This is a genomic window from Enterobacter sp. EC_64, assembly GCF_019584165.1.
In the GTDB taxonomy this organism is placed as follows: Bacteria; Pseudomonadota; Gammaproteobacteria; order Enterobacterales; family Enterobacteriaceae; genus Enterobacter; species Enterobacter roggenkampii.
In genome coordinates this window covers 76,395-100,892 of the sequence record NZ_VDAS01000012.1, presented here as the reverse complement: position 1 = coordinate 100,892, position 24,498 = coordinate 76,395, and the positions used below count along the sequence as shown (strand labels likewise).

Here is a 24,498-nt window from a genome sequence, read left to right as displayed (position 1 = left end):
GCAATGCCGGGGAAGGCAGGGTATCCTGAATTCCGCATAATCTGATGGGATAGTTGAATGAGCAAGATGCCGCTGTTTTTCATTATCGTGGTGGCGATTATCGTCATTGCCGCCTCGTTCCGCTTCGTGCAGCAGCGCCGCGAGAAGGCGGATAACGATGCCGCGCCGCTGATGCAAAAGCGCGTGGTGGTGACGAACAAACGCGAAAAGCCGCTCAATGACCGCCGCTCGCGCCAGCAGCAGGTGACGCCTGCGGGCACAACAATGCGTTATGAAGCGAGCTTTAAGCCGGAAACGGGCGGCCTGGAGATGACCTTCCGCCTGGAGGCGCAGCAGTACCACCAGCTGACGGTGGGGGAAAAAGGAACGCTGAGTTACAAAGGATCGCGGTTTGAGGGGTTTGTTCCGGAGTTGTAACGCCGGGCGGCACTGCGTTTGCCCGGCCTACGTGGTTTCGTAGGCCCGGTAAGCGAAGCGCCACCGGGCGACTAAACGCACCTTACTTCTTCACCTGCGCCTTAAACTTCTTCATCCACACCAGCAGCTCAAACACGCCGAAAATAAACACGCGCAGCTGCTGCCAGCCCGTCATCTGCGGGCCGTCTTTCGGCAGACCGTTTTTCAGCATCACCATCTGCAGGGCGTGCATGAACGAGGTGAAAATCAGCGCGACGTTAACAAAAATATTCATCGGGCGCGGGAACGGGTGCACCAGGTTGAGCAGCAAAAACGCCCAGACGCCCAGCATCAGCAGACGTCCCAGATTAATCAGTACCGGCATCGGATCCTCCTTGTGCCTGACGGTGATACAGACGATAAGCAACCTGACCTGCCACTTTTTCACGGTGCAGATCCCAGTGAGCGGGAACCGGCGGCAAACCGTTTTCCACTTCGCTTTCCACGTAAATCAATGCGTCATCCGCCAGCCAGCCGTTTTGCTCCAGCAGGGATAACGTCTCTTCCAGCAGCCCCTTGCGGAACGGCGGGTCGACAAACACCACGGTGTGCGGCGTGCCCTTTTGCGCGAGGAAGCTCAGCGTGTTGGTGTTCACCACTTTCGCGTTGCTCGCTTTCAGCGTCGCCAGATTTTGCTGCAGCGTCTGCGCCACGCCGCGCTCCATCTCCAGCAGCGTGGCGCTGGCAGCATAGCGCGACAGCGCTTCCAGCCCGAGCGCGCCGCTACCGGCGAAGCAGTCCAGGCAGCGGGCGTCTACCATTGACGGGGCCAGCCAGTTAAACAGCGTCTCGCGCACGCGGTCGGTAGTAGGGCGTAAACCGGGGCTGTCCGGCACCGGTAATTTCCGGCCTCGCCACTGACCGCCGATAATACGAATTTGACCGGCCGGGGCGCGGTTGGGTTTCTTCATCTCAGGAAAGCTCTGTTAACAATTGGCCTGCGATTGCGGGCGGTGATGTCAATTAAGTAAAGTGTTAGACTATTTCATCATTTTTTTAGCTTCCATGTATATAGCGCCGCGAGGAGTGTAGTCGCAGATGGCAAAACAAAAAAAACGTGGCTTCTTTTCCTGGCTGGGCTTCGGTGAAAAAGAGCAAGAAACAGAACAGAAAACCGAAGAGCAACAAGCCGTTGAAGAGCCATCGCAGCCTGAAACGCCAGTAGAAACCGCCGCGGTTGTCGATGCGGAAGAAACGGCGCACAGCAAAGAAGAGGTTGAAACCTTTGCTGAAGAGGTGGTTGAGGTCACTGAACAGGTTCAGGAGAGCGAGAAGCCAGAACCGGTTGTCGTAGAAGCCGCTATCGAAGCGCCACAGGCTGCTATCGAACACGAAGAGCTTCCGCTGCCGGAAGAGGTCAAAGACGAAGCGGTGTCTGCCGAAGAGTGGCAGGCCGAAGCGGAAACCGTTGAAATCGTTGAGGCGGTGGAAGAAGAAGCGGCGCTCGAGCCGGAGCTGACCGACGAAGAGCTGGAAGCCCAGGCGCTGGCGGCGGAAGCGGCTGAAGAAGCGGTCATCGTTGTGCCCGTAGAAGAGCAGGCCGAAGAAGAGATCGTTCAGGAGCAGGAAAAACCGACCAAAGAGGGTTTCTTCGCGCGCCTGAAGCGCAGCCTGCTTAAAACCAAAGAAAACTTAGGTTCCGGATTTATCAGTCTGTTCCGCGGCAAGAAGATCGACGACGATCTGTTTGAAGAGCTGGAAGAGCAGCTGCTGATTGCGGACGTTGGGGTGGAAACCACCCGTAAGATCATCACTAATCTGACCGAAGGGGCGAGCCGCAAGCAATTGCGTGACGCCGAAGCGCTGTACGGCCTGCTGAAAGACGAGATGGGTGAAATTCTCGCAAAAGTTGACGAACCGCTTAATATTGAAGGCAAAACGCCATTTGTTATTCTGATGGTCGGCGTGAACGGCGTGGGTAAAACCACCACCATCGGCAAGCTGGCGCGTCAGTTCGAGCAGCAGGGCAAATCGGTGATGCTGGCGGCGGGCGATACCTTCCGTGCGGCGGCGGTTGAGCAGCTGCAGGTCTGGGGCCAGCGCAACAACATCCCGGTGATTGCTCAGCATACCGGCGCAGATTCCGCATCCGTGATCTTTGACGCCATCCAGGCGGCGAAGGCGCGCAACGTGGACGTGCTGATTGCCGATACCGCAGGGCGTTTGCAGAACAAATCGCATCTGATGGAAGAGCTGAAGAAGATCGTTCGCGTCATGAAGAAGCTGGACGAAGACGCACCGCATGAAATTATGCTGACCATTGATGCCAGCACCGGACAAAACGCCATCAGCCAGGCAAAACTGTTCCATGAAGCGGTAGGACTGACGGGGATCACGCTGACCAAACTGGACGGCACCGCGAAAGGCGGGGTGATCTTCTCCGTGGCCGACCAGTTCGGCATTCCTATCCGTTACATCGGTGTGGGCGAGCGTATTGAGGATTTACGTCCGTTTAAGGCGGACGACTTTATTGAGGCATTATTTGCCCGAGAGGACTAACAATGATTCGCTTTGAACACGTCAGCAAGGCCTATCTCGGTGGGAGACAAGCGCTGCAGGGGGTGACCTTCCACCTGCAGCCGGGCGAGATGGCATTCCTGACCGGCCATTCCGGCGCGGGGAAAAGTACCCTGCTCAAGCTTATCTGTGGGATCGAGCGGCCAAGCGCCGGAAAAATCTTTTTCAGCGGCCATGAGATCAGCCGTCTGAAAAACCGTGAGGTGCCGTTCCTGCGTCGTCAGATCGGCATGATTTTCCAGGATCACCACCTGCTGATGGATCGCACCGTTTTCGATAACGTGGCCATTCCGCTGATTATTGCCGGCGCCAGCTATGACGATATCCGCCGCCGCGTCTCTGCGGCGCTGGATAAGGTCGGGCTACTGGACAAAGCGAAGAACTTCCCGATCCAGCTTTCCGGCGGTGAACAGCAGCGCGTGGGTATCGCCCGCGCGGTGGTGAACAAGCCTGCCGTGCTGCTGGCGGATGAACCGACCGGTAACCTGGACGATGCCCTGTCAGAAGGGATTTTGCGTCTGTTTGAGGAGTTTAACCGCGTAGGGGTTACCGTATTGATGGCAACGCACGACATCGGGCTGATTTCCCGTCGTTCGTACCGCATGCTGACCCTGAGCGACGGGCATTTGCACGGAGGCCACGGTGAACAAGCGTGATGCAATAAACCAGATTCGGCAGTTCGGGAACCGGTTTGACCGTTTCCGTAAGCCGCAGGGCGGTGGTGACGGCAATCGTAATGCGCCGAAGCGCCAGAAGGCCGCGCCAAAACCGGCCTCCCGCAAAACCAACGTCTTTAACGAGCAGGTGCGCTACGCGTTCCACGGCGCGCTGCAGGACCTGAAAAGCAAACCGCTGGCGACGTTCCTGACGGTGATGGTAATCGCCATCTCCCTGACGCTGCCAAGCGTCTGCTACATGGTTTACAAGAACGTCAACCAGGCAGCGTCGCAGTATTATCCGTCTCCGCAGATCACGGTCTATCTGGATAAAGCGCTCGACGATAACGCGGCGGCGCAGGTGGTTGGGCAAATTCAGGCCGAGCAGGGCGTGGAGAAGGTCAACTATCTCTCACGTGAAGACGCGCTGGGCGAGTTCCGCAACTGGTCAGGCTTTGGCGGTGCGCTGGATATGCTTGAAGAGAACCCGCTGCCCGCCGTGGCGGTGGTGATCCCGAAGCTGGATTTCCAGGGAACCGATTCGCTTAACACCCTGCGCGATCGCATCACACGCATTAAAGGCATTGATGAAGTGCGCATGGATGACAGCTGGTTTGCGCGTCTCGCTGCTCTGACCGGGCTGGTAGGCCGCGTCGCGGCGATGATTGGCGTGCTGATGGTGGCGGCGGTCTTCCTCGTAATCGGCAACAGCGTTCGTCTGAGCATCTTCGCTCGTCGCGATACCATCAACGTGCAGAAACTGATTGGTGCGACGGATGGCTTCATCCTCCGACCGTTCCTTTACGGTGGCGCACTGCTCGGTTTTTCCGGCGCATTTCTTTCACTGATATTGTCAGAAATTTTGGTGATGCGGCTTTCCTCTGCCGTGACTGAAGTGGCGCAGGTTTTCGGAACCAAGTTTGATATCAGTGGTTTAGGGTTCGATGAGTGCCTGTTACTGCTGCTGGTGTGTTCGATGATTGGGTGGGTGGCAGCGTGGCTGGCAACCGTTCAACATTTACGTCACTTTACTCCCGACTAATAAAAGCGTGATATAATCTTTCCCTGCACCGAGATGTTCGCTCTGCAGGGAAAGCGTCCCTGTTGTCTCTTCCCCTGTTATCATCTCCATGTCACATTTTGTGCGTAGTTTATTCACCGTTGCACCTGGAACTTGTGGATAAAATCACTGTCTGATAAAAGAGTGAATGCTAATCTCGTTGCTCAAACGCTTTGGCATGGTTGTTGCCTGACGGGGACAGCCTGGACCAGAAGAAACACTGAGAGGAATGAATGACCAAAGAAATGCAAACTTTAGCTTTAGCCCCTGTTGGTAACCTGGAATCCTATATCCGGGCTGCGAACACCTGGCCGATGTTAACGGCCGAGGAAGAAAAGGAGCTTGCTGAAAAGCTGCATTACCAGGGCGATCTGGAAGCAGCGAAAAAGCTGATCCTGTCTCACCTGCGCTTTGTTGTTCACATTGCTCGTAATTATGCGGGCTATGGCCTGCCGCAGGCGGACTTGATTCAGGAAGGTAACATCGGCCTGATGAAGGCTGTGCGTCGCTTTAACCCGGAAGTGGGTGTGCGACTGGTCTCCTTCGCCGTCCACTGGATCAAAGCAGAAATTCATGAATACGTGCTGCGCAACTGGCGTATCGTGAAAGTCGCCACGACAAAAGCGCAACGCAAACTGTTCTTCAACCTGCGTAAAACCAAGCAGCGTCTGGGCTGGTTCAATCAGGATGAAGTGGAAATGGTGGCGCGCGAGCTGGGTGTTTCCAGCAAAGACGTGCGTGAGATGGAATCCCGTATGGCCGCGCAGGACATGACTTTTGACATGTCTTCCGACGACGACGCATCTGACAGCCAGCCGATGGCACCGGTTCTGTATCTGCAGGATAAAACCTCTAACTTTGCCGACGGCATCGAAGAGGACAACTGGGAAGATCAGGCCGCGAACAAGCTGAGCTATGCGATGGAAGGCCTCGACGAACGTAGCCAGGATATTATCCGCGCCCGCTGGCTGGACGAAGACAACAAGTCAACGCTGCAGGAGCTGGCCGACCGCTACGGCGTCTCTGCGGAACGTGTCCGTCAGCTTGAAAAGAACGCCATGAAGAAACTTCGCGCCGCTATCGAAGCGTAATTAACGCGAAGTACACCGAGAACCCCTGGATGTGAGTCTGGGGGTTTTGTTTTTTTAGCGCCCGCTCTGGCGAATTCCCTCCCCCTGGCAAACACTTACTGATGCGCTAAGCAGGCGACTTTCTCAGGGGGACAGGGTGAAAAACAACGAACTGAACGACCGGCGGTTACAGGCGACGCCGCGCGGCATCGGCGTGATGTGTAACTTCTATGCCGATAAAGCCGAAAACGCCACGGTGTGGGACGTGGAAGGCAATGAGTACATCGACTTCGCCGCCGGGATCGCGGTGCTGAATACCGGCCATCGCCATCCCAAAGTCATTTCCGCCATCGAAAAACAACTCCACGCGTTTACCCACACGGCCTACCAGATTGTGCCGTACGAAGGCTACGTGGCGCTTGCCGAGCGCATCAACCAGCGCGTGCCGATTGACGGCCCGGCCAAAACCGCGTTCTTCTCGACAGGGGCTGAGGCGGTCGAAAACGCGGTGAAAATTGCCCGCGCCTTTACCAGACGCCCCGGCCTTATCACCTTCGGTGGTGCGTTCCACGGCCGCACCTTTATGACCATGGCGCTGACCGGCAAAGTTGCGCCGTACAAGCTCGGATTCGGACCCTTCCCCGGCTCGGTGTATCACGCCCAGTATCCGAATGAACTGCACGGCGTCAGCACGGCGGAAGCGTTGAAAAGCCTGGAACGCATCTTTAAAGCGGATATTGCCCCTGACCAGGTCGCGGCGATTATTCTCGAACCGGTTCAGGGAGAGGGCGGTTTCAACATCGCCCCGGCTGATTTTATGCAGGCGCTGCGCGCCCTGTGCGATACCCACGGCATTTTGCTGATTGCCGACGAGGTGCAAAGCGGTTTCGCCCGCACCGGCAAGCTGTTCTCGATGGAACATCACTGCGTGAAGCCCGATCTGATCACTATGGCGAAAAGCCTGGCGGGTGGGATGCCGCTCTCGGCGGTGTCGGGCCGTGCTGAAGTGATGGATGCGCCCGCGCCGGGTGGGCTGGGCGGTACCTACGCGGGTAACCCGCTGGCGATTGCGGCGGCGCACGCCGTGCTGGACGTGATTGATGAGGAAGATCTCTGCACGCGATCGGCGCATCTTGGCCATCACCTGGTGGAGGTGTTGAACAAGGCGAAGGAACACTGCCCGTATATCGCGGATATCCGCGCGCAGGGCTCGATGGTGGCGGTGGAGTTTAACGATCCGCAAACGGGTCAGCCTTCGCCGGAATTTACCCGCCAGGTGCAGGAGCGTGCATTGCAGGAAGGTCTGCTGCTTCTAAGCTGCGGCGTCTACGGCAACGTCATTCGTTTCCTCTATCCTCTGACGATTCCCGAAGTGCAGTTCCGTAAAGCGCTGGACATTATCTCCGCGTCGCTGACACGTTAAAGCCACATGCCCGGCGGAACTCTCTGCCGGGCTTATCATATATTCATTTCAAATTTGCTATTCCAAAATCATAAAAATGGGGTATGTTTTAGCAGAGTATGCTGAAAAAGCGCGAACAGCACACCTATAACTGAAATAAAGCGCTGCACAACAACATCACAACAATCGTAATAACCATAATAATGGGGAATCTCAGGATGAACATGAAGGGTAAAGCGTTACTGGCAGGATGTATCGCGTTGGCATTCAGCACCATGGCGCAGGCAGACATCAAAGTGGCTGTGGTTGGCGCCATGTCCGGTCCGGTAGCGCAGTACGGCGACCAGGAGTTTACTGGCGCAGAACAGGCGGTTGCAGACATTAACGCTAAGGGCGGTATCAAGGGCGAAAAACTGCAGATCGTAAAATATGATGATGCCTGTGACCCGAAACAGGCGGTCGCGGTCGCGAACAAAGTGGTGAACGACGGGATCAAATACGTTATCGGTCACCTGTGCTCTTCTTCTACCCAGCCGGCGTCTGACATCTACGAAGACGAAGGTATTCTGATGATCACCCCGGCGGCGACCGCACCAGAGCTGACCGCACGCGGTTACAAGCTGACTCTGCGCACCACCGGTCTGGACTCTGACCAGGGCCCAACCGCGGCGAAATACATCGTTGAAAAAGTGAAGCCGAAACGCATTGCCATTGTTCATGACAAGCAGCAGTACGGTGAAGGTCTGGCGCGTTCAGTGCAGGACAACCTCAAGAAAGCCAATGCCGACGTGGTGTTCTTCGACGGGATCACCGCCGGTGAGAAAGACTTTTCCACGCTGGTTGCGCGTCTGAAGAAAGAGAATATCGACTTTGTTTACTACGGCGGCTACCACCCGGAAATGGGCCAGATCCTGCGCCAGGCGCGCGCGGCCGGTCTGAAAACCCAGTTCATGGGCCCGGAAGGCGTGGCGAACGTTTCTCTGTCTAACATCGCGGGTGAATCCGCCGAAGGCCTGCTGGTGACCAAACCGAAGAACTACGACCAGGTTCCTGCGAACAAACCTATCGTAGATGCCATCAAGGCGAAGAAACAGGATCCAAGCGGCGCGTTCGTCTGGACCACCTACGCGGCGCTGCAGTCGCTGCAGGCGGGCCTGAACCAGTCAGCCGATCCGGCTGAGATTGCCACCTGGCTGAAAGCGAACACCGTCGAAACCGTTATGGGGCCTCTCTCCTGGGACACGAAGGGCGACCTGAAGGGCTTCGAGTTCGGCGTGTTTGACTGGCATGCGAACGGCACGGCGACAGACGCCAAATAATTTTCCCGTCGCCTTTCGCGCCGCAGGTGCGTTGGCTGCGTTATTCAACCCCGGTCACTTACTTATGTAAGCTCCCGGGGATTTCATAACTTGCCGCCTTCCTGCAACACGAAATGCTTGGGAAAATGCGGTAGAAATTGTAGGCCGGGCAAGGCGCAGCCGCCACCCGGCTTTCTTTTAGCGCTTCTCCCACCCGCTCTCCTGCGCCGTAAACCCTAACGCCTGCATAAACGCCGCCATGACGCCGCGGTCTTCCACGCCCACGTCGGCCATCCACCATGAGGTCACGCCCGGGTTTTCGCGGAGCACTTCTTCAATTAAATACTGCCCCACGCCGCGACGGCGGGTCACGTCACGCACGCGCAGCGAGTCCAGCGCCCCTTCCGTGCCGCTCAGCGTTACGCGAACGGCGGCCAGAAGACGCTCGTTAAAGCGCGCGGCATAGATACGGTGATTTTCGTCGACGGCCAGCGACGAAGGGGAATATTCCGGCCAGATCTTGCCCAGGTCGATATGATCCTGGTCGCTAAAGGTCACCAGACGCACGATAGTCAGTTTCATTAGCTGCTTGTCCAAATCAAATTGAGTAGAGGCAGTGTACTCAATTTATTCGCTCAGCGGCTTCCTCTTTTTATCGCCGTTTGCCAGGTGATTAGTTTTTTGGCAGCGCGTTGGGCAGTTTGAAAACACATGGATCGAAAAATAAGCAGGATTTTAACCTGAATGGCGGTGATTTATTCGGCGCTTTGTACCGTTATTTTATGCTGCAAACTGCACTTTTATTTGTTTATCTCTGCCTGATTTCAGAATATTATCTTTGCTTAATCGCCTGAAAAATAGAGATTTTAGTCTGGTTTTTGACAAAAACCTGCGCTAAACCATTAAAGGCACTGGTAAAAATAGCGTTGTTCATTAAAAGTACAGAATGCTTTTTAACCATAATAAAACAAAATATAAACACGACATCACGAATGGGGATTCAGAGATGAAAAGGAACGCGAAGACGTTAATCGCGGGGATGGTCGCACTGTCGATCTCGCATGCCGCCATGGCGGAAGACATAAAAGTTGCGGTAGTGGGTGCGATGTCCGGCCCTGTTGCCCAGTGGGGTGACATGGAGTTCAACGGTGCGCGCCAGGCCATCAAAGACATCAACGCTAAGGGCGGCATCAAGGGCGACAAGCTGGTGGGCGTGGAGTATGACGACGCCTGCGATCCGAAACAGGCCGTCGCGGTCGCCAACAAAATCGTCAACGATGGCATCCAGTATGTGATCGGCCACCTGTGCTCATCGTCCACCCAGCCCGCGTCTGACATCTACGAAGACGAAGGCATTCTGATGATCACCCCAGGCGCCACTAACCCTGAGCTGACCCAGCGCGGCTACCAGCACATCATGCGCACCGCCGGTCTGGACTCCTCTCAGGGGCCTACCGCCGCCAAATACATCCTTGAAACCGTCAAGCCGCAGCGTATCGCCATTATTCATGACAAGCAGCAGTACGGCGAAGGCCTGGCGCGCTCCGTTCAGGACGGCCTGAAAAAAGGCGGCGCGAACATCGTCTTCTTCGACGGCATTACCGCCGGTGAGAAAGACTTCTCCGCGCTGATCGCCCGTCTGCAAAAAGAGAATATCGACTTTGTTTACTACGGCGGCTACTACCCGGAGATGGGGCAGATGCTGCGTCAGGCACGCGCCACCGGTCTGAAAACTCAGTTTATGGGGCCAGAGGGCGTGGGCAATGCCTCCCTGTCCAACATCGCCGGGGATTCTGCCGAAGGCATGCTGGTGACGATGCCAAAACGCTATGACCAGGATCCGGCCAACAAGGCTATCGTGGATGCGCTCAAGGCGCAGAAGAAAGATCCGAGTGGTCCGTACGTCTGGATCACCTATGCCGCCGTACAGTCTCTGGCCACCGCGCTGGATCGTACCGGCAGCAAAGAACCGCTGGATCTGGTGAAAGATTTAAAAGCACACGGGGCGAACACTGTGATTGGGCCGCTGAACTGGGATGAGAAAGGCGATCTGAAGGGATTTGAGTTTGGTGTCTTTAAGTGGCACGCCGACGGTTCGTCTTCGGCCGCCAAATAATTATCCCACCGCCCGGCATGACGGGCGGGTATAAAAAGGTTTGCATATGTCCGAGCAGTTTCTCTATTTCCTGCAGCAGATGTTTAACGGCGTCACGCTGGGAAGCACCTACGCGCTGATCGCCATCGGCTATACGATGGTTTACGGCATTATCGGCATGATCAACTTCGCCCACGGCGAGGTCTACATGATCGGTAGCTATGTCTCCTTTATGATTATCGCCGCCCTGATGATGATGGGCATCGACAGCAGCTGGCTGCTGGTCGCCGCCGGGTTTGTCGGCGCGATTGTGATTGCCAGCGCCTATGGCTGGAGCATCGAGCGCGTGGCCTATCGGCCGGTGCGCAGCTCCAAGCGTCTGATTGCACTGATTTCCGCCATCGGGATGTCGATCTTCCTGCAAAACTACGTCAGCCTGACCGAAGGCTCGCGCGACGTGGCGCTGCCAAGCCTGTTTAACGGCCAGTGGATTGTGGGAGCCAGCGAAAACTTCGCGGCCTCTATCACTACCATGCAGCTGGTTATCTGGGTCGTGACCTTTATTGCGATGCTGGCCCTGACGCTGTTCATCCGCTACTCGCGGATGGGGCGCGCCTGCCGCGCGTGCGCAGAAGACCTGAAGATGGCGAGCCTGCTCGGCATCAATACCGACCGCGTGATTGCCCTGACCTTCGTGATTGGCGCCGCGATGGCGGCGGTAGCGGGCGTGCTGCTCGGCCAGTTCTACGGCGTGATCAACCCGTACATCGGCTTTATGGCCGGGATGAAAGCTTTTACCGCGGCGGTGCTGGGCGGTATCGGCAGTATTCCGGGCGCGATGATTGGCGGCCTGATCCTGGGCGTGGCGGAAGCGCTCTCTTCGGCGTACCTGAGCACGGAATATAAAGACGTGGTGTCGTTTGCCCTGCTGATTCTGGTTCTGCTGGTCATGCCTACCGGTATTCTGGGCCGTCCGGAGGTAGAGAAAGTATGAAACCGATGCATTTTGCAATGGCGCTGCTCTCTGCCGCCATGTTCTTCGTGCTGGCAGGCGTCTTTATGGGCGTCCAGCTTGAGCTGAATGGCACCAAACTGGTGGTGGATACCGCCCCCGACATCCGCTGGCAGTGGGTGTTTATCGGTACCGCCGTGGTGTTCCTGTTCCAGCTGCTGCGTCCGCTGTTCCAGAAGTCGCTGAAAAACGTCTCCGGGCCGAAATTCGTCCTGCCGGCCATCGACGGGTCTACCGTTAAGCAGAAGCTGTTCCTCGTGGCGCTGCTGGTGGCTGCCGTGGCGTGGCCGTTCGTTGTGTCTCGTGGAACCGTGGATATCGCTACCCTGACCATGATATACGTGATCCTCGGTCTCGGTCTGAACGTGGTGGTGGGGCTCTCAGGCCTGCTGGTGCTGGGCTACGGCGGCTTCTACGCCATCGGCGCCTATACCTTCGCGCTGCTGAACCACTATTACGGGCTCGGCTTCTGGACCTGCCTGCCGCTGGCAGGGCTGGTCTCTGCCGCCGCAGGCTTCCTGCTCGGTTTCCCGGTACTGCGCCTGCGCGGTGACTACCTGGCGATTGTGACCTTAGGCTTCGGTGAAATCGTCCGTATCCTGCTGCTGAACAACACCGAAGTGACCGGCGGCCCGAACGGCATCAGCCAGATCCCGAAACCAACTTTCTTCGGCCTGGAGTTCAGCCGTACCGCCCGCGAAGGCGGCTGGGACACCTTCAGTAACTTCTTCGGCGTGAAGTATGACCCGTCCGACCGCGTCATCTGGCTCTATCTGGTGGCGCTGCTGCTGGTGGTCATCACCCTGTTCGTGATTAACCGCCTGCTGCGCATGCCGCTGGGCCGCGCGTGGGAAGCGCTGCGCGAAGATGAGATCGCCTGCCGCTCCCTGGGCCTGAACCCGACCCGCATCAAGCTGACCGCGTTCACCATCAGCGCCGCGTTTGCCGGTTTCGCCGGGACGCTGTTTGCCGCGCGTCAGGGCTTCGTCAGCCCGGAATCGTTCACCTTTGCCGAATCCGCCTTTGTGCTGGCGATTGTGGTGCTGGGCGGGATGGGCTCGCAGTTTGCCGTTATCCTCGCGGCCATCCTGCTGGTGGTCTCGCGCGAGCTGATGCGCGACTTTAACGAATACAGCATGTTAATGCTGGGTGGTTTGATGGTGCTGATGATGATCTGGCGTCCGCAGGGCTTGCTGCCGATGACCCGTCCACAGCTGAAGCTGAAGAACGGGCAAGCGAAAGGAGAACAGGCATGAGTCAGCCATTATTATCCGTTAACGGTCTGATGATGCGTTTTGGCGGCCTGCTGGCGGTCAACAACGTGAATCTGGATTTGCACAAGAAAGAGATTGTCTCCCTGATTGGCCCGAACGGCGCGGGGAAAACCACGGTCTTTAACTGCCTGACCGGCTTCTACAAGCCGACGGGTGGCACCATCATGCTGCGCGATCAGCATCTTGAAGGGCTGCCGGGCCAGCAGATTGCCCGCATGGGCGTGGTGCGTACCTTCCAGCACGTGCGTCTGTTCCGCGAGATGACGGTGATTGAGAACCTGCTGGTGGCGCAGCATCAGCAGCTGAAAACCGGGCTGTTCTCCGGCCTGCTGAAAACCCCGGCCTTCCGCCGCGCCCAGGATGAAGCGCTCGATCGCGCCGCCACCTGGCTCGACCGCATTGGCCTGCTGCAGCACGCCAACCGTCAGGCGAGCAACCTGGCCTACGGCGACCAGCGTCGTCTGGAGATTGTGCGCTGCATGGTGACGCAGCCGGAAATCCTCATGCTCGACGAACCGGCGGCGGGCCTCAACCCGAAAGAGACCAAAGAGCTGGACGAGCTGATTGCCGAGCTGCGCGATCACCACGACACCACCATTCTGCTGATTGAGCATGACATGAAGCTGGTGATGGGCATTTCTGACCGTATCTACGTGGTTAACCAGGGTACGCCGCTGGCAAACGGCACGCCGGAAGAGATCCGCAACAACCCGGACGTGATCCGCGCATACCTGGGTGAGGCATAAGATGGAAAAAGCGATGTTAACGTTCGACAAGGTCAATGCGCACTACGGCAAGATCCAGGCGCTGCACGACGTCAGCCTGCATATCAACCAGGGTGAAATCGTCACCCTGATTGGCGCCAACGGCGCGGGTAAGACCACGCTGCTCGGCACCCTGTGCGGTGACCCGCGCGCCACCAGCGGGCGGATTGTGTTTGACGGCAAAGACATTACCGACTGGCAGACCGCCAGAATCATGCGCGAGGCGGTGGCGATTGTTCCGGAAGGGCGTCGCGTGTTCTCGCGTATGACGGTGGAAGAGAACCTGGCGATGGGCGGCTTCTTCGCCCACCGCGATGAATACCAGACCCGTATCAAGTGGGTGTACGAACTCTTCCCGCGCCTGTGGGAGCGCCGCATCCAGCGTGCGGGCACCATGTCCGGCGGTGAACAGCAGATGCTGGCGATCGGCCGCGCGCTGATGAGCCAGCCGCGCCTGCTGCTGCTGGATGAGCCGTCGCTCGGCCTGGCGCCGATCATCATCCAGCAGATCTTCGACACCATTGAGCAGCTGCGTAAAGAGGGGATGACCATCTTCCTCGTTGAGCAGAACGCCAACCAGGCGCTGAAGCTGGCTGACCGTGGCTACGTGCTGGAGAACGGCCGCGTGGTGCTTGAGGATACCGGAGACGCGCTGCTGGCGAACGAAGCGGTGCGGAGCGCTTACCTGGGCGGCTGAGCCGTCTGTATCGCCCGGTGGCGCTGCGCTTACCGGGCCTACAGGGATCGAGTAGGCCGGGTAAGGCGTAGCCGCCACCCGGCTTTTTCACATAAACCCCCTTCACACAACCATCATCCCCCTGACCCTTTGCTGTCACTTATCTGTAAACAAACAGTTATTTTTCTGTCATTCGAGCATGTCATGTTACCTCGCGAGCATAAAACGCGTGATATCGCGCATCCGGCACAATAAGAGAGATGACAATGACATCGTTACGACACACAGCTTTGGGTCTGGCATTGGGTCTGGCTTTTGCGACGAACGCAATGGCTGTGACGACCATTCCGTTCTGGCATTCCATGGAAGGGGAGTTGGGTAAAGAAGTTGACTCCCTGGCGCAGCGTTTCAACGACACCCATCCGGATTACAAAATTGTGCCGGTGTACAAAGGCAACTACGAGCAGAGCCTGAGCGCGGGCATCGCCGCCTTCCGTACCGGCAACGCGCCTGCACTGTTACAGGTTTATGAAGTGGGCACCGCCACCATGATGGCCTCCAAAGCCATCAAGCCGGTCTATGAAGTGTTCAAAGAAGCGGGTATTAACTTCGATGAATCCCAGTTCGTGCCAACCGTAGCGGGTTACTACACCGATTCCAAAACCGGACATCTGCTGTCTCAGCCGTTTAACAGCTCCACGCCGGTGCTGTACTACAACAAAGACGCCTTCAAGAAAGCCGGTTTAGACCCGGAGCAGCCGCCAAAAACCTGGCAGGACCTTGCCGAATACACCGCGAAGCTGAAAGCGGCGGGGATGAAGTGCGGCTACGCCAGCGGCTGGCAGGGCTGGATCCAGATCGAAAACTTCAGCGCCTGGCACGGCCTGCCGGTGGCGACCAAAAACAACGGCTTCGACGGCACCGACGCGGTACTGGAGTTCAACAAGCCGGAGCAGGTGAAGCACATCGCGCTGCTGGAAGCACTGAACAAGAAGGGCGACTTCAGCTACTTCGGGCGTAAAGACGAATCCACCGAGAAGTTCTACAACGGCGACTGCGCCATTACCACCGCCTCGTCCGGCTCGCTGGCGGATATTCGTCACTACGCCAAATTCAACTACGGCGTGGGCATGATGCCGTACGATGCCGACGTGAAGGGCGCGCCGCAGAACGCCATCATCGGCGGGGCGAGCCTGTGGGTGATGCAGGGTAAAGACAAGGGCACCTACAAAGGCGTGGCCGAGTTCCTTGACTTCCTGGCGAAGCCGGAAAACGCCGCCGAATGGCACCAGAAGACCGGCTACCTGCCGATCACCAAAGCCGCGTATGACCTGACCCGCGAGCAGGGCTTCTACAGCAAGAACCCGGGCGCGGATATCGCGACGCGTCAGATGCTGAACAAGCCGCCGTTGCCGTTCACCAAAGGCCTGCGTCTGGGCAACATGCCGCAGATCCGCACCATCGTGGATGAAGAGCTGGAAAGCGTCTGGACCGGAAAGAAAACGCCACAGCAGGCGCTGGATTCCGCGGTAGAGCGCGGGAATCAGCTGCTGCGCCGCTTTGAGCAGTCGACGAAATCGTAATCCGTGATTCGCCCGGTGGCGCTGCGCTTACCGGGCCTACGGGGATCGTGCGGGCTGATGCCCTCACCCCAACCCTCTCCCACGGGGAGAGGGAGAAATATTTGTAGGCCGGGTAAGGCGTAGCCGCCACCCGGCATTGCTCAGGAACCCAATCTCAATGTCATCATCCCGTCCGGTGTTCCGTTCCCGCTGGCTGCCGTACCTGCTGGTCGCGCCTCAGCTGGTCATCACCGTTATCTTCTTTATCTGGCCTGCGGGCGAAGCGCTGTGGTACTCGGTACAAAGCGTCGATCCGTTTGGGCTCTCCAGCCAGTTTGTCGGGCTGGACAACTTTACCGCGCTGTTCCATGACAGCTACTACCTGGACGCCTTCTGGACGACGATCAGGTTCAGCGCGCTGGTGACCGTCAGCGGTCTGGTTGCCTCGCTGTTTTTCGCCGCGCTGGTGGATTACGTGGTGCGCGGCAGTCGTATTTATCAGACCCTGATGCTGCTGCCGTACGCCGTGGCGCCCGCCGTCGCCGCCGTACTGTGGATTTTCCTGTTTAACCCCGGTCGCGGGCTGATTACCCATTTCCTGGCAGAGTTCGGCTACGACTGGAACCACGCTCAGAACAGCGGTCAGGCTATGTTCCTGGTGGTGTTCGCCTCGGTGTGGAAGCAGATCAGCTACAACTTCCTGTTCTTCTTTGCCGCGCTGCAGTCCATCCCGCGTTCGCTGGTGGAGGCCGCCGCGATTGACGGCGCAGGGCCGATTCGTCGCTTCTTCAGGCTGTCGCTGCCGCTGATCGCCCCGGTGAGCTTCTTCCTGCTAGTGGTTAACCTCGTCTACGCCTTCTTCGACACCTTCCCGGTGATCGATGCGGCCACCGCAGGCGGTCCGGTGCAGGCGACCACCACGCTTATCTATAAGATCTACCGCGAAGGCTTCGCCGGGCTGGATCTCTCGGCCTCCGCCGCGCAGTCGGTGGTCCTGATGTTCCTCGTCATCATCCTCACGGTGGTGCAGTTCCGCTATGTTGAAAGTAAGGTGCGCTACCAATGATTGAGAACCGTCGCGGGCTGACGATTTTCAGCCATACCATGCTGATTCTGGGGATTATCGTCATCCTCTTCCCGCTGTACGTGGCCTTTGTCGCCGCCACGCTGGACACCAAAGCGGTGTTCGATACGCCGATGACGCTGATCCCAGGCACGCATCTTTTCGAGAACATGAAGACCATCTGGACCCAGGGCGTGGGTGCCAACAGCGCGCCGTTCTGGCTGATGATGCTCAACAGCTTCATCATGGCGTTCGGCATTACGGTCGGCAAAATTACGGTGTCGATGCTTTCGGCCTTCGCCATCGTCTGGTTCCGCTTTCCGCTGCGCAACCTCTTCTTCTGGATGATCTTCATTACCCTGATGCTGCCGGTGGAGGTGCGTATCTTCCCGACGGTGGAAGTGATCGCCAACCTGAAGATGCTCGACAGCTATGCGGGCCTAACCCTGCCGCTGATGGCCTCGGCGACCGCCACCTTCCTGTTCCGCCAGTTCTTTATGACCCTGCCGGACGAGCTGATTGAAGCCGCGCGCATCGACGGCGCGTCGCCGATGCGCTTCTTCCGCGACATCGTGCTGCCGCTGTCGAAAACCAACCTTGCGGCGCTGTTTGTGATCACCTTTATCTACGGCTGGAACCAGTACCTGTGGCCGCTGCTGATTATTCAGGACGTCAATCTCGGCACCGCCGTGGCGGGCATCAAAGGCATGATTGCCACCGGCGAAGGCACCACCCTCTGGAACCAGGTGATGGCGGCGATGCTGCTCACCCTCATCCCACCCGTAGTCATTGTTTTAGCCATGCAGCGCGCGTTTGTCCGCGGCCTGGTCGATAGCGAGAAATAAGATGGCAGGTTTAAAACTTCAGGCAGTAACCAAAAGCTGGGACGGCAAAACCCAGGTGATTCAGCCGCTGACGCTCGACGTGGCGGACGGGGAATTTATCGTGATGGTCGGCCCGTCCGGCTGCGGCAAATCTACGCTGCTGCGCATGGTGGCGGGGCTGGAGCGCGTGACCTCCGGGGATATCTGGATTGACCGCCAGCGCGTCACCGAGATGGAGCCGAAAGACAGGGGCATCGCGATGGTGTTCCAGAACTACGCCCTCTACCCGCACATGAGCGTGGAGGAGAACATGGCCTGGGGGCTGAAAATCCGCGGCATGGGCAAAGGCCATATCGAGGAGCGCGTGAAAGAAGCGGCGCGCATTCTGGAGCTGGACGGCCTGCTCAAGCGCCGCCCGCGCGAGCTCTCCGGCGGCCAACGCCAGCGCGTGGCGATGGGGCGCGCCATCGTGCGCGATCCGGCGGTATTCCTCTTCGACGAGCCGCTCTCTAACCTCGACGCCAAGCTGCGCGTGCAGATGCGTCTTGAGCTGCAGCAGCTGCACCGTCGCCTGAAAACCACGTCACTGTACGTTACCCACGATCAGGTTGAGGCCATGACCCTCGCTCAGCGCGTGATGGTGATGAACAAAGGCGTTGCCGAGCAGATTGGTACCCCCGTGGAAGTCTACGAGAAACCGGCCACCCGCTTTGTGGCGAGCTTTATCGGCAGCCCGGCGATGAACCTGCTCGAAGGGCGCATCAGCAGCACGGGCACGCACTTTGAGCTGGAAAGCGGGATGGCATTGCCGATCAACTGGTACTATCGTGGCTTCGCCGGGCGTAAGATGACGCTCGGTATCCGCCCGGAACATATCGGTTTAACCTCTCAGGCGGAAGGCGGCGTTCCGCTGGTGATGGACACGCTGGAGATGTTGGGTGCAGATAACCTGGCGCACGGGCGCTGGGGCGAGCAAAAGATGGTGGTGCGTCTGGCGCATCAGGAGCGCCCGAAAGCAGGCAGCACGCTGTGGCTGCACCTGCCGGAAAATCATCTGCACCTTTTTGACGGTGAAACAGGACAACGAGTATGAGCAACTGGCCTTATCCCCACGTCGTCGCCCACCGCGGCGGCGGTAAGCTGGCGCCGGAGAACACCCTGGCGGCAATTGATGTTGGCGCGCGTTACGGCCACACCATGATCGAGTTCGACGCCAAGCTGTCGAAAGACGGCGAGATTTTCCTGCTGCATGACGATAACCTCGAACGCACCAGCAACGGCTGGGGCGTGGCGGGCGAGCTGCCGTGGCGCGATCTGCTGAAGGTCGACGCCGGAAGCTGGTACAGCGGCGAATTCAAAGGCGAACCGCTGCCGCTGCTGGCGGAAGTGGCCGACCGCTGTCGCCAGCACGGCATGATGGCCAATATCGAAATCAAACCGACCACCGGCACCGGGCCGCTGACCGGCAAAGTGATTGCCCTTGCCGCGCGCGAGCTGTGGGAAGGGATGACCGCGCCGCTGCTGTCATCATTTGAAATCGATGCGCTGGAGGCCGCACAGGCCGCAGCGCCGGAACTGCCGCGCGGGCTATTGCTGGACGAGTGGCGCGAGGACTGGCGTGAGCTGACGACGCGCTTAGCGTGTGTCTCTATTCATCTTAATCACAAGCTGCTGGATGAGGCGCGGGTGAAGGTGCTGAAAGACGCGGGTCTGCATATTCTGGTTTACACCGTCAATAAACCCCAGCGTGCAGCCGAACTGCTGCGCTGGGGCGTGGACAGCATCTGTACCGATGCGATTGACCTGATCGGCCCGGACTTTAGTTCTGCGGATTAAGCATACTGCCATTCGACTGCGGCGGCAGCATATGCTGCTGTCCGCTGCCTGACGAGGTCATCCCACCTAACATTCCGCCGTTTCTGTTCGGCAGCGGCTGCTCGCGCACCTGCCCCTGCTGCACGCGCTGGGTGTTGGCGTTCATCTGATTTTGCAGGCTTTGCTGCTGCATCTGGGTCTGCGTTCTCAGCTGCTGATTCAGCATCCCTTTTTGCTGCTGTTGCTGGCTCATCATCTCGGTCTGCATACGCTGCTGGCTCGGGATAACGTAACCCGGCTGGTTCGGGTTATTCATCGTATTGAGTGGCTGTGCGAGCGCGGCAAACGGGATCAGCGCCGTAAGAATCAATAAGCGTTTCATTGTCATTTCCTCCTTTTGAGGTCTCTCTTAAGTTTACCCTGATTTCACCATGACGATGATTTTTTAGGAGTTGTGAACCAGGCTTAAGCGGGGAATATGGATCCCTTCACCTGGAGAACAATAATGATGAAACCAACGTTTTTGCGCTGGGTCGCCCTCGCCGCGCTGATGGCAGGCGGTACATTTAGCGTGGCGGCCAACCCGCCCGCGGCGCCTCCGGTCTCTTACGGCGTGGAGGAAGATGTCTTTCATCCCGTGCGGGCAACCCACGGCATGGTGGCGTCGGTGGATGCGCTGGCGACCCGCGTGGGTGTTGATATTCTCAGGCAGGGCGGTAACGCGGTGGATGCGGCGGTCGCCGTCGGCTATGCGCTGGCGGTGACGCACCCGCAGGCGGGGAACCTGGGCGGCGGCGGCTTTATGATGCTGCGCACCAAAGACGGGAAAACCGCCGCCATCGACTTCCGTGAAATGGCGCCTTCTCAGGCGTCACGGGACATGTTCCTCGATGACCAGGGCAACCCGGACAGTAAAAAATCCCTGACCTCGCACCTGGCCTCCGGCACGCCGGGCACCGTTGCGGGCTTCTCGTTGGCGCTGGAAAAATACGGCACGATGCCGCTGAACAAGGTGGTTCAGCCTGCTATCAAGCTGGCGCGGGAGGGCTTTGTGGTGAATGACGCCCTGGCAGACGACCTCAAAACCTACGGCAGCGAAGTCATCCCGAATCACGAAAACAGTAAGGCGATCTTCTGGAAAGACGGTGAACCGCTGAAGAAGGGCGATAAGCTGGTGCAGAAGAACCTCGCCAAAAGCCTGGAGCTGATTGCGGAGCACGGTCCGGACGCTTTCTACAAAGGGGCGATTGCCGACCAGATTGCGGAAGAGATGCAGAAGAACGGCGGGCTCATCACCAAAGCGGATCTGGCGGACTACAAGGCGGTGGAGCGCGAGCCGATTAGCGGCACCTACCGCGGGTACGAGGTCTTCTCCATGCCACCGCCGTCTTCCGGGGGCATTCACATCGTGCAGATCCTCAACATTCTTGAAAACTTCGATATGCACAAGTTCGGTTTCGGCAGCGCGGATGCCATGCAGATAATGGCGGAAGCGGAAAAACGCGCCTATGCCGACCGCTCGGAATATCTCGGCGACCCGGACTTCGTGAAGGTGCCGTGGCAGGCGCTGACCAACAAGGCGTACGCCAAATCCATTGCCGATCAGATCGACATCAACAAGGCCAAGCCGTCGAGCGAGATCCGTCCCGGCAAGCTGGCACCGTATGAAAGCAACCAGACCACCCACTTCTCGGTGGTGGATAAAGACGGTAACGCGGTGGCGGTGACCTATACGCTCAACACCACCTTCGGCACCGGGATTGTGGCGGGCAACAGCGGCATTCTGCTGAACAACGAGATGGATGACTTCTCTGCCAAGCCGGGCGTGCCGAACGTCTACGGGCTGGTCGGCGGCGATGCGAACGCGGTAGGGCCGAAGAAACGTCCGCTGTCGTCCATGTCGCCCACCATCGTGGTGAAAGAGGGCAAAACCTGGCTGGTAACCGGTAGCCCGGGCGGCAGCCGGATTATCACCACCGTATTGCAGATGGTGGTGAACAGCATCGACTTTGGGATGAACGTCGCCGAAGCGACTAACGCCCCGCGTTTCCACCACCAGTGGCTGCCGGACGAGCTGCGCGTTGAGAAGGGCTTTAGCCCGGACACCATTAGACTGCTTGAGCAGCGTGGGCAGAAGGTGGCGGTGAAAGAGGCGATGGGCAGCACCCAGAGCATTATGGTGGGGCCGGACGGAGCGCTGTTTGGCGCATCAGACCCGCGTTCGGTGGATGATTTGACGGCGGGGTATTGATGTGTTGCCCGGTGGCGCTGCGCTTACCGGGCCTACAACTGCACGAACGTAGGCCGGGTAAGGCGAAGCCGCCACCCGGCAAATCACTACTTCATTCTCGCCATATAATACGCGTCCACATATTCGCCGTTGCGCAGGGCAAATTTCTTGCCGGTCCCTTCGATTTCAAAACCAAAATTTTTATAGAGGGCAACAGCCGCGGGGTTATCGGCAAAGACCGTCAGTTCGATACGTTCAATGCGCAACCAGTTGTCACACAGGTTGATCATCTCGCTCATGAGCCTGCGGCCTACGCCGCGTCCCTGCATATCCGCAGCCACGCTGATGCCGAATGTGGCAACATGGCTGCGACGCGGGTTTTCCATCACGTCCAGCGCCATATGCCCGATAACGCGCTGGTCCAGACAGGCAACGAGATGGCGCCGGCCTGGTTTTGTCGCAACGCGTTCGTGCCACATTTCCATAGAAGGATGAGGGAGCTGTAGCGTGTCGTGATACACATCAGGATGCGACATGATGTCACGTAAAGCTTCTGCATCGCTGGGTTCGATGTGGCGTATCACTATCTCACTCATTCCTTGTTCCTCAGTCAGTTAAAAGGCCCTTCCAACATCAATGACTTTAAAATTTGAGTCAACCGCTATTTTTTGCAAAAAGTATTGGACAAGTGCGAATGAGAATGATTATTATTGCTCTGCATTCAGGAAGACCGCTACGGGAACCTGAAAGCACGACATTGCTCACATTGCTTCCAGTATTACTTTAGCCAGCTTTTAGCTGGCTTTTTTTTTGTTATGGTTAGACTCAGTAACCTTCCAAAAGGACTGAGCCATGACACTACACTGTGCATTTATTGGATTTGGCAAAAGCACCACCCGCTATCACCTGCCGTATGTCCTCAACCGTAAAGATACCTGGCATGTGGCCCATATCTACCGCCGCCGCGCGAAGCCGGAAGAGCAATCTCCTCAGTATTCCCACATCCACTTCACCAGCGATCTCGATGACGTGCTTAACGATCCGCAGGTCACGCTGGTGATTGTCTGCACCCACGCCGACAGCCATTTTGACTATGCGAAACGCGCGCTCAATGCGGGTAAAAACGTGCTGGTAGAAAAGCCGTTCACCCCGACCATCGCCGAAGCGAAAGCGCTGTTCGCGCTGGCGAAAAGTAAAGGGCTGACCGTCACGCCGTACCAGAACCGTCGCTTCGACAGCTGCTTCCTGACGGCGAAAAAAGCGATTGAAAGCGGCAAGCTCGGCGAGATCGTGGAAATCGAAAGTCACTTCGATTACTACCGCCCGGTGGCGGAAACGCAACCCGGACTGCCGCAGGATGGTTCGTTCTACGGGCTGGGGGTGCATACCATGGACCAGATCATCTCCCTGTTTGGCCGCCCGGACCACGTGGCGTATGACATTCGCAGCCTGCGCAATAAAGCCAACCCGGACGATACCTTCGAAGCCCAGCTGTTCTACGGCGACCTGAAGGCCATCGTCAAAACCAGCCACCTGGTGGAGATCGACTACCCGAAATTTATCGTTCACGGCACTAAAGGTTCGTTTATCAAATACGGTATCGACCAGCAGGAGACCAGCCTGAAGGCCAATATCATGCCGGGTGAACCAGGCTTTGCCGCGGACGATTCCGTGGGCGTGCTGGAGTATGTGAACGACGAGGGCGTGACGGTCAAAGAAACGTTGAAGCCGGAAACCGGCGACTATGGCCGCGTCTATGATGCGCTGTTTGAGACCCTCACAAACGGCACGGCGAATTACGTCAAGGAATCTGACGTTCTGACCAACCTCGAAATCCTTGAGCGGGCCTTCGAACAGGCTTCTCCTGCCACGATAACCCTCGCAAAATAAGCAAAAACGGCTCCTCTGCACTTGTTCACAATTTTTGAACAGAGGAGTCAATTTTCACCCCCTATGATCCCAGGCCGTTTGCGTCCACACTTACTCCATCGAAACGAACTGAGGGTGAAAACAATGATCTACTTACGCAAAGCAAACGAACGTGGTCACGCGAATCATGGCTGGCTGGACTCATGGCATTCATTCTCGTTTGCCGACTACTACGACCCGAACTTCATGGGCTTCTCCGCACTGCGCGTGATTAACGACGACGTGATTGATGCAGGCCAGGGCTTTGGTACCCACCCGCACAAAGACATGGAAATCCTGACCTATGTGCTGGAAGGCGCGGTTGAGCACCAGGACAGCATGGGCAACAAAGAGCAGGTTCCGGCGGGCGAGTTCCAGATTATGAGCGCGGGTACCGGGGTGCGTCACTCCGAGTACAACCCAAGCAAAACGGAAAAACTGCACCTGTATCAAATCTGGATCATTCCAGAAGAGACCGGCATCACGCCGCGCTACGAGCAGCGCCGCTTCGACGCCAAACAGGGTAAACAGCTGGTGCTCTCCCCGGATGCGCGCGAAGGCTCCCTGAAAGTGCATCAGGATATGGAGCTGTACCGCTGGGCGCTGGCGAAAGATGAACAGTCCGTGCATCAGATTGCCGCTAACCGCCGCGTCTGGATCCAGGTGGTGAAAGGGGAGGTGTCCATCAACGGCACCAAAGCGACAACCGCCGATGGTCTGGCGATCTGGGATGAGCAGGCGATCTCGGTGCATGCCGACAGCGAAAGCGAAATTCTGCTGTTTGACCTGCCGCCGGTGTAATAAAACATAAATAAA

25 protein-coding genes are annotated in these 24,498 nt (G+C 57.7%); 20 read left to right on the top strand and 5 right to left on the bottom strand.

The features are described 5' to 3' along the window. Positions 1-57 precede the first annotated feature (57 nt). Positions 58-417: a DUF2500 domain-containing protein gene (locus FHC52_RS12035; protein WP_008500087.1), complete on the top strand. Its 360-nt coding sequence runs from the start codon at positions 58-60 to the stop codon at positions 415-417. A gap of 82 nt (positions 418-499) precedes the next feature. Here FHC52_RS12035 and FHC52_RS12030 read toward each other — a convergent pair whose 3' ends face one another. Beyond that, a complete protein-coding gene (locus tag FHC52_RS12030; protein WP_008500088.1) occupies positions 500-781 on the bottom strand; it encodes a DUF1145 family protein in 282 nt (93 codons plus the stop codon). Next, positions 765-1,367, bottom strand: coding sequence for a 16S rRNA (guanine(966)-N(2))-methyltransferase (gene rsmD, locus FHC52_RS12025; RefSeq protein WP_008500089.1), 603 nt, complete (start codon positions 1,365-1,367; stop codon positions 765-767). Before rsmD ends, FHC52_RS12030 begins: the two co-directional genes overlap by 17 nt. A gap of 127 nt (positions 1,368-1,494) precedes the next feature. Between rsmD and ftsY the strand changes: the two genes are divergently transcribed. The 6 genes from ftsY to livJ all read left to right on the top strand — a co-directional run bounded on the left by ftsY (position 1,495) and on the right by livJ (position 8,480). Beyond that, entirely contained in the window at positions 1,495-2,955 is a 1,461-nt protein-coding gene (gene ftsY, locus FHC52_RS12020; RefSeq protein WP_039266986.1) for a signal recognition particle-docking protein FtsY, read from the top strand. Positions 2,956-2,957: 2 nt separating this feature from the next. After that, positions 2,958-3,629, top strand: coding sequence for a cell division ATP-binding protein FtsE (ftsE, locus tag FHC52_RS12015; protein ID WP_008500091.1), 672 nt, complete (start codon positions 2,958-2,960; stop codon positions 3,627-3,629). Continuing rightward, entirely contained in the window at positions 3,616-4,671 is a 1,056-nt protein-coding gene (gene ftsX, locus FHC52_RS12010) for a permease-like cell division protein FtsX (protein ID WP_023326488.1), read from the top strand. Before ftsE ends, ftsX begins: the two co-directional genes overlap by 14 nt. 251 nt (positions 4,672-4,922) lie before the next feature. Beyond that, positions 4,923-5,780: an RNA polymerase sigma factor RpoH gene (gene rpoH, locus FHC52_RS12005; protein WP_008500093.1), complete on the top strand. Its 858-nt coding sequence runs from the start codon at positions 4,923-4,925 to the stop codon at positions 5,778-5,780. Between the two features lie 136 nt (positions 5,781-5,916). After that, on the top strand, positions 5,917-7,182 hold the full coding sequence (locus FHC52_RS12000) for a 4-aminobutyrate--2-oxoglutarate transaminase (protein WP_023326489.1): 1,266 nt from the start codon (positions 5,917-5,919) through the stop codon (positions 7,180-7,182). Between the two features lie 197 nt (positions 7,183-7,379). Next, positions 7,380-8,480, top strand: a complete 1,101-nt coding sequence (gene livJ, locus FHC52_RS11995; RefSeq protein WP_021242735.1) for a branched chain amino acid ABC transporter substrate-binding protein LivJ — start codon at positions 7,380-7,382, stop codon at positions 8,478-8,480. Positions 8,481-8,657: 177 nt separating this feature from the next. Here the strand turns inward: livJ and panM are convergent, their stop codons facing one another. Next, a complete protein-coding gene (panM, locus tag FHC52_RS11990; protein WP_008500097.1) occupies positions 8,658-9,041 on the bottom strand; it encodes an aspartate 1-decarboxylase autocleavage activator PanM in 384 nt (127 codons plus the stop codon). 424 nt (positions 9,042-9,465) lie between these two features. On the opposite strand from panM, the gene livK reads away from it, so the two are divergent. From livK to ugpQ, 10 genes are all read left to right on the top strand, one after another. Continuing rightward, entirely contained in the window at positions 9,466-10,575 is a 1,110-nt protein-coding gene (gene livK / locus FHC52_RS11985; RefSeq protein ID WP_008500098.1) for a high-affinity branched-chain amino acid ABC transporter substrate-binding protein LivK, read from the top strand. A gap of 46 nt (positions 10,576-10,621) precedes the next feature. Next, positions 10,622-11,548: a high-affinity branched-chain amino acid ABC transporter permease LivH gene (gene livH, locus FHC52_RS11980; protein ID WP_008500099.1), complete on the top strand. Its 927-nt coding sequence runs from the start codon at positions 10,622-10,624 to the stop codon at positions 11,546-11,548. Next, complete coding sequence (gene livM / locus FHC52_RS11975; RefSeq protein WP_008500100.1) at positions 11,545-12,822, top strand: branched chain amino acid ABC transporter permease LivM; 1,278 nt, start codon at positions 11,545-11,547, stop codon at positions 12,820-12,822. The genes livH and livM overlap by 4 nt, the downstream gene beginning before the upstream one ends. Then, entirely contained in the window at positions 12,819-13,586 is a 768-nt protein-coding gene (gene livG / locus FHC52_RS11970; protein ID WP_008500101.1) for a high-affinity branched-chain amino acid ABC transporter ATP-binding protein LivG, read from the top strand. Before livM ends, livG begins: the two co-directional genes overlap by 4 nt. 1 nt (position 13,587) lies before the next feature. Beyond that, complete coding sequence (livF, locus tag FHC52_RS11965) at positions 13,588-14,301, top strand: high-affinity branched-chain amino acid ABC transporter ATP-binding protein LivF (RefSeq protein ID WP_008500102.1); 714 nt, start codon at positions 13,588-13,590, stop codon at positions 14,299-14,301. Positions 14,302-14,546: 245 nt separating this feature from the next. Next, entirely contained in the window at positions 14,547-15,863 is a 1,317-nt protein-coding gene (gene ugpB, locus FHC52_RS11960) for a sn-glycerol-3-phosphate ABC transporter substrate-binding protein UgpB (protein ID WP_023326491.1), read from the top strand. 157 nt (positions 15,864-16,020) lie between these two features. Continuing rightward, on the top strand, positions 16,021-16,908 hold the full coding sequence (gene ugpA / locus FHC52_RS11955; protein WP_021242739.1) for a sn-glycerol-3-phosphate ABC transporter permease UgpA: 888 nt from the start codon (positions 16,021-16,023) through the stop codon (positions 16,906-16,908). Next, entirely contained in the window at positions 16,905-17,750 is an 846-nt protein-coding gene (gene ugpE / locus FHC52_RS11950) for a sn-glycerol-3-phosphate ABC transporter permease UgpE (protein WP_013099125.1), read from the top strand. The genes ugpA and ugpE overlap by 4 nt, the downstream gene beginning before the upstream one ends. 1 nt (position 17,751) lies before the next feature. Next, entirely contained in the window at positions 17,752-18,822 is a 1,071-nt protein-coding gene (locus FHC52_RS11945; RefSeq protein ID WP_126288999.1) for a sn-glycerol-3-phosphate import ATP-binding protein UgpC, read from the top strand. Continuing rightward, a complete protein-coding gene (ugpQ, locus tag FHC52_RS11940; RefSeq protein WP_039266982.1) occupies positions 18,819-19,565 on the top strand; it encodes a glycerophosphodiester phosphodiesterase in 747 nt (248 codons plus the stop codon). The genes FHC52_RS11945 and ugpQ overlap by 4 nt, the downstream gene beginning before the upstream one ends. On the opposite strand, the gene FHC52_RS11935 is transcribed toward ugpQ, so the two are convergent. Beyond that, positions 19,549-19,926, bottom strand: coding sequence for a DUF2756 family protein (locus FHC52_RS11935; RefSeq protein WP_008503356.1), 378 nt, complete (start codon positions 19,924-19,926; stop codon positions 19,549-19,551). The genes ugpQ and FHC52_RS11935 overlap by 17 nt on opposite strands. A 123-nt stretch (positions 19,927-20,049) precedes the next feature. Here FHC52_RS11935 and ggt point away from each other — a divergent pair, with 123 nt between their 5' ends. After that, a complete protein-coding gene (ggt, locus tag FHC52_RS11930) occupies positions 20,050-21,795 on the top strand; it encodes a gamma-glutamyltransferase (protein WP_206513388.1) in 1,746 nt (581 codons plus the stop codon). An 86-nt stretch (positions 21,796-21,881) separates the two neighbouring features. Here the strand turns inward: ggt and yhhY are convergent, their stop codons facing one another. Continuing rightward, complete coding sequence (gene yhhY / locus FHC52_RS11925) at positions 21,882-22,370, bottom strand: N-acetyltransferase (RefSeq protein ID WP_021242744.1); 489 nt, start codon at positions 22,368-22,370, stop codon at positions 21,882-21,884. 256 nt (positions 22,371-22,626) lie between these two features. Here yhhY and FHC52_RS11920 point away from each other — a divergent pair, with 256 nt between their 5' ends. Together FHC52_RS11920 and FHC52_RS11915 are read left to right on the top strand one after the other, a co-directional pair. Then, the gene (locus tag FHC52_RS11920) at positions 22,627-23,664 is read left to right on the top strand and encodes an oxidoreductase (RefSeq protein ID WP_126289005.1); all 1,038 of its coding nucleotides are present in this window, start codon (positions 22,627-22,629) and stop codon (positions 23,662-23,664) included. A gap of 123 nt (positions 23,665-23,787) precedes the next feature. Next, positions 23,788-24,483 carry a pirin family protein gene (locus tag FHC52_RS11915; RefSeq protein WP_008503360.1) on the top strand — a complete coding sequence of 232 codons (696 nt, stop codon included), beginning with the start codon at positions 23,788-23,790 and terminating at the stop codon, positions 24,481-24,483. The last annotated feature ends 15 nt before the right edge of the window (positions 24,484-24,498 follow it).